4 protein-coding genes are annotated in these 5,523 nt (G+C 62.8%); 1 reads left to right on the plus strand and 3 read right to left on the minus strand.

Going from position 1 to position 5,523, the window contains the following annotated elements; translation table 11 throughout:
* The coding region (locus NKJ23_RS34245) for an FG-GAP-like repeat-containing protein (protein ID WP_352685134.1) at positions 1 to 2,512 on the minus strand (2,512 nt) is incomplete at its 3' end.
* 236 nt (positions 2,513 to 2,748) lie between these two features.
* Positions 2,749 to 3,399 (minus strand): hypothetical protein, encoded by a 651-nt coding sequence (locus tag NKJ23_RS34250; RefSeq protein ID WP_352685136.1) that lies wholly within the window; start codon positions 3,397 to 3,399, stop codon positions 2,749 to 2,751.
* A 203-nt stretch (positions 3,400 to 3,602) separates the two neighbouring features.
* Here NKJ23_RS34250 and NKJ23_RS34255 point away from each other — a divergent pair, with 203 nt between their 5' ends.
* Positions 3,603 to 3,887: a helix-turn-helix transcriptional regulator gene (locus NKJ23_RS34255; protein ID WP_352685137.1), complete on the plus strand. Its 285-nt coding sequence runs from the start codon at positions 3,603 to 3,605 to the stop codon at positions 3,885 to 3,887.
* A 105-nt stretch (positions 3,888 to 3,992) separates the two neighbouring features.
* On the opposite strand, the gene NKJ23_RS34260 is transcribed toward NKJ23_RS34255, so the two are convergent.
* The coding region (locus NKJ23_RS34260; RefSeq protein WP_352685139.1) for a DUF3363 domain-containing protein at positions 3,993 to 5,523 on the minus strand (1,531 nt) is incomplete at its 5' end.

The following is a 5,523-nucleotide window of genomic DNA, read 5'->3' on the forward strand; positions in this document are numbered from 1 at the left end:
GGCCGTCGTCGACCGACAGTTTTGTCACCGCATGCACCACCTGCGGCAGGTAACTGTTCACCCAGGTCGATGACGGCGCATACTCCACCGCGACCGTGCCGCCGAGCTCCGTCACAACATTGCGCAGCAGGTTCGGGTTGCCCGCGCCCGGCGTGGAGATGAACATGTGCTTGTCGTAATCAGTAAAGTCCGGCAGTCCGTCACCGTTGAAGTCGCCGATCACAGTGCCGGCAGTCATTCCCGTCGGCGGCGTGAACTGCACCGGCGTCATCGCCGTCGAAGACGGACGCAGCGAGAAGACCCGGACCGAACCTGTCCTCTCCTCGCCAGCCACCGTGATGACATCCATTCGCCCATCATTGTCGAAGTCGCGAAGAATGGCGGACGTCCCCGGTATCGACGGAACTGTGTATTCCTTGAAGTCAACTCTGGTCGACAGCCATAGTCTGGCGCTGTTGTCACTGCCCCTGTAGCGGAAAACATCTGTCGCGCCGTCGCCGTTCACGTCGGCCAGGACGCAGCTGCCCAATTCGGCAAGCGTCGAGCAGCCGGGGGAAAACGAGGGCTGAATCGGCTCCCATATGCCGTTTGACAGTGCGCCCTTCTTTACGTCGCCGCCCAGCAGCCCCGGTACAAACAAGGGCTGCTGGTGCCCATTGCCGAGGAAGTCGCCGACACCGATTACGCCGATTATCGCGCCGCTTGCCTGGTTCACGGTATCGACGCCGTCAGCATCCGCGTCAGCGACAATAAAGGAGCCAGTCGACAGTGCATCGCACGCGGCTTCGTAGCCGGCCGGCGGCGACGGGGCGCCGAGGAACGTTTTGCAATTGGCATTGGTCAACGCCAGCTGGGTGTTTGTGAGGACAATCGCGCTGCGTGTTCCCGACTGGCCGCCACCCGACTGGGGAGTCGCCGTGACCGTGTCCGCAAAGTCCATCGTGCCTTTGCCGGCCAAGATCCTGCCGGGCTTGGAAGAATATACACCGTCCTCTGCCGCGTTGAGGGCTACCGATGTCGTGTTGATGAGCGCGCCATTCGAATCGAATCTGTATACGTACTTTTTTCTACTGAAGGTGGGTATGGGATTTTGAACTTGCGTGACCAAGTCGCCAAAGACTTCATCGCGGCCGTCAAAGTCCAGATCGCCGGTCTCTTTGGGTGCCCCTGGAACCAGAACCGTGGAGAGCGCACTGTCAACGATCGTGTAGACCCCATCGGTGTTCTGATAGGTCATCTGGCCGAGCGGTTTTGCGGTTCCGCCGGTGATGGTGCCGTCGGCAGCGACGGCCGCATCGGTGCCGTAGCGGCTGACGGCGGTCAGACGCGAGGCGTTGGAGAACGGCGCCTGATCGTAGGTCAGCTTGTAGGCGCTGCGCAGCGCGCCAGAGACGGTGACGCCGATCGCCTTGATGCGCTGGCTGGTCTCCGAGATGTCGCGGCCATTGCCCATCAGGATCAGGTCGGGCCGCGCCTCCAGATAGAACTTTACCACCGTGCCGTTGTAGCTGATCGTATCGGGATAGCAGACCGGGCTTGCCGGACAGGTGTAGCTGTAGGCGACGTTGTTGCCGTTGGTGTCGGTGACCGAGGTCAGCAGCCAGCGATAGCTTTGGGCCAGATCATAGGCCGGCGTGCCGGCGGTTGGCGTCAGGTTCGCAACCGCGGCGACCGAGCGGAACGTCGAGACGGTGCCGTCGCGATCGGTCACCTTCCATTCGTTGGTGGTGCCGTTCAGCGCAATGCGGCGATAGGATTCGTTCTCCGTCGCATGCGTGCCGCCGGTCGAACACGATGGCGATACCATGCCGGCAACACAGGCGACCAGCTGTTGGCCGTCGAGCAGGTAGATGTCGGTGGCATCGAAGGCCGGCATGCCATAGCCCGGGCTTGCCCGCTCGATGACGTCGAAACCGCCAAGGCCCCAGGCATAGCCCAGCCAACCCTGGTAGAGGGCACCTAGCTTGGTTCTGCGCGAAGACTCGTAGGTGAGCGCGATCGACGGCTCGATGCCATGGAAGTCCGAAACGTCGATGCCGATGGCATAGCCCAGATTGCCGTTGCCTGAGCTCTTCGGCAGATCCACCTTCGGCGTGCCGATCGCTTCCGGATCGCCGCTTGTGGTGGTCGTGGTCGCGGTGGCAGCCGCCGCGGCCGGCTCCTCCGGTGCAGCTTCCGTGTCGGTCGACGGATCTGTCGTGCCGACCGCGGCCGGTTCGGTGCCGACCGTGGCCGCCGCGTCCGGACTCTCGGTCGCCGGTGCACTGCCGGAAGCGGGTTGATCCGTCGTGCTAGCTGCCGGCTGGTCTGATGACGAGCCGCCACTGCCGATAGCGGCCCCGCCATTGCCCAAGCCGCCGCTGCTTGTTGCCCCGCCATCGGGCGAAGATCCTTGCGCCTCCTGCGCAAAGGCCGCTATCCCCGCGGAGTTACTAATATAAGAAACGAAAGATGTATCTGCACCGAAAACGCCGGCGGCAAGCAATGCCGCACCAACAAGCAACTTGTTCATGATTCCCCCGAGCCCAAGTTGCTTACCTCTACTCAGCCCCAGCCAAACAAATACGACACCAAGCCGTCATAGTGGGAATATCCACAGGGAAATTTTGTGAAGCCCGGTCCGATGGCCAACATTCGGGATGCATCACTAAGCGAAGAGGATCCCTGAGTGGGGGCCCCACTCAGCAATGCCATTGCCGCTCTCGCCCGCCACTTGCGGAGCTTGGGACACCGCCCGCAGTGAAAGAACTATTCATGCAGCTTCTCTTGCACCATGCGCACCAGATCACTGAGCGCCGAGCGGATTTGTGGCCAGGGGAACTCGGAGGATTCCGCCCAGGCTTCGCCCTCGCGCAATACCGCATCAAACTTGCCCGCGACACCGGCGAGAGTCGTGGCAGGAGTCGTTGAGAGCGCTTCCATCAGATCCTGCGCCCGCTTGCCAGCCTCGCGCTCGGCTCTACGCGCCGCAGTATAGCCGCCCTCCTCGGCAGCCGCATCCCAGCGTGCCTGATGCGCCACGAAAGCGGCTTCGGCCTCGTCGCGGAGAGCCGCCATCTCACGCCCTTTGCCGAGCACATCCTTGAGCGCCTCAAGCGTGTGGATTGTCACGTCCTCGCCTGCAGATAGGCGGACGGTCACGCAAGGAAAGCCGACGCTCTCGACAAGCCTTGTCTCCAGGCGCTGCTGCTTGCGGCAAAGCTGCTCGGTCAACTTGCAGGCTGCCTGCCATTCCCGCCAAAGCGCAAGCGCTGGGTCGCCGGGCGCATATCCCCGTCCGGCGTCGCCTGCGGACGCACTACCTTCGAGCGTCCACGTGGTGGTAGCCGCTATGGTTCCCGCAAGCACTTGCCTGCGGGTGACGGAAGGCAGAGTCGTGGTATTGTCGGAATCACCCATGATCCGAGCTCCTCAGAAACTTGGGTTGTGGTCGGGTTGGGTGGGATGTGCGGACATCCTGTCCCCACTCGTCATGCGCCAAAGCAGTGTTGGGGACTAAGAGCACCAATGCCTGCTGCGGCCAATTCCGTCCCGCGACGCTGGTTGATACGCACGCTGCGAGATCAGGAATTGATATAAAAAATATCAATTAGGCGCGCCGAATGTCAACAGAAAATCTATCAAAACTTCGGCAAACGGCTAGTACGCGCCAAATCAAAGCGGCACGCGCGTTGCTTGGGTGGTCGCAGGCGGACCTGGCACGCTACTCTTCGGTGTCTGAGCCAACCATAGCTCGTCTGGAGGCCGAAGACGGTCCGCTCGGGGGGCGCCCTGGAACCGCGGCGAAAATTCTCAAGGCGTTGACCGATGCGGGAACAGAATTCATGCTCGAGAACGGCAGCGGACCTGGTGTGAGACTTGTCAAAGGCCGCCAAAGGCCGGAGTGACCCGCGTTCGCACCTATCGATCCACCTGCGGTCAGACCCAGTTTATCGCGCGAGGCCTGAACTCGCGCTCTCACCTCATTTTGCATCGTTGACTTCGACCGACCTTCACATCCCAACCCCCAGTCCGCGTTTTCTGCCGAAGCTCCAGTCGATGCCGCCGCTGTTTTGCACGACGCCGGTGATGTGCTGGCCGATGCGCTTCTCGAGCATCGGCTGCCAGGGCACCAGCCGAAAGCCGAGACCGTCGTCCAACATGGCGAAGCGCCCACTCGCAAGACTGACGGGGCCGATAAGCATCCCGCTCACATGGTTGCCAGGCCGGGCAGGCACAAACGTGAGGCCGCGCGCAGCGGCCATTTCCTTGCCGACGCGCGCAACCTCCTGGCGCTCCAGCGTGGCAACAAGGTCGCGCGAGAAGGTGATTGTCCCACTGGTCGCATCGCGTTCGGCATGGCCCAGCCTGACGAGTTGGCTAGCCCGTCTGTCGAGAGCGTTGTCGACGTCGAGACCAAAGCCTGACCGGACCAGCGGCACAGGGGTTTTGGCCACAAGCTCCCGGTCGAGCCAGGTGGCGCCGTCGCTGCCGATCTGCGCGTCGAGGTCAAGCGTCGAGAGCAGGCGGACGGAGAAGTCCTTTCCGCGGCTGCGGGCATCGTAGGCGATGCCGCGCTCGGGCAAGTTTTCCGGAATGCGCCAGTGGTCGTCGTCGATGCGCTCGACATGGCCGGCCCGGCGCAGCGCTTCGAGACGGCGGACATGGAAGCGGACGAAGGCTTCCGGGTCCTTGCCCTGCTCCAAAAATGTCTCGCGGATCGTCTCGAGGTGTCTGCTCGGCCGATAGATGCCGTCCTCGCCCGCCACGACACTGATGTTGCGGTCGGCCGCACGCGGCTCCTCCTTCGGCAGGATGGGATCGAACGCCACGATATGGCCGCGCTGAATGTCGTCGAGCTTTGCCGCATCCGCGGTCTCGACATAGTGCGTTCGCCCGTCGACGCCGTTGATGACGAGCGACAGCTTATCGCTCATCTCGTCGCCGGCAAGACCCTTGGCGAGCACACGGCCGACGACCGGCTCCGTGATGGTCTGGCGGTGCATGACATATTGAGCCGCGCCCCGCTCATCAGCGAGGCCGTGCTCCTCGAGCGCCCGGTGCATGGTCTTGATGATGTCGTTGCGCTCGCCGAGTCCTCGCAACATGCTTTCGGCTCTGTCGGAGATCACCCACCGGCCGGGCTCGATCTCGCTCGCCAGGCCGAAGTGTTGCAACCTCTTCGCCCGATCGATCAGCAGGTAGCGGTTGCTGGAAATTGTGTAGCTGTCGCTGGCATTGGGACGGAGGTCGACCAGATCGTGCTCCTGCTGTTCGGCGATCAGCATGCGGTCGAGCCGTGTCAGCCGTTCGGCGTCCACCTCGTTGGCCAGCTTGCGGGCGACCTCGATCTTGCTTTGCAGCCCAAGCTCCCGTTCCACCAGCTCGCCTGCCCTGTGACGGATGCCATGGGCGATGTAGTCGCCGGCGATGTTCAGGATCTTGCCGTCATCGGTGATGCCGCGCAGCAGCACATGGGTGTGCGGATGGCCGGTGTTGTGATGGTCGACGGCGATCCAGTCGAGGCGCGTGTTGAGGTCGGTC

Source organism: Mesorhizobium sp. M0184 (genome assembly GCF_040322215.1).
Taxonomy (GTDB): domain Bacteria; phylum Pseudomonadota; class Alphaproteobacteria; order Rhizobiales; family Rhizobiaceae; genus Mesorhizobium.

Bases quoted from the DNA above. Each gene is read 5' to 3' on its own strand.
- NKJ23_RS34250 (WP_352685136.1), bottom strand. From the start codon at position 3,399: ATGGGTGATTCCGACAATACCACGACTCTGCCTTCCGTCACCCGCAGG.
- NKJ23_RS34255 (WP_352685137.1), top strand. From the start codon at position 3,603: ATGTCAACAGAAAATCTATCAAAACTTCGGCAAACGGCTAGTACGCGC.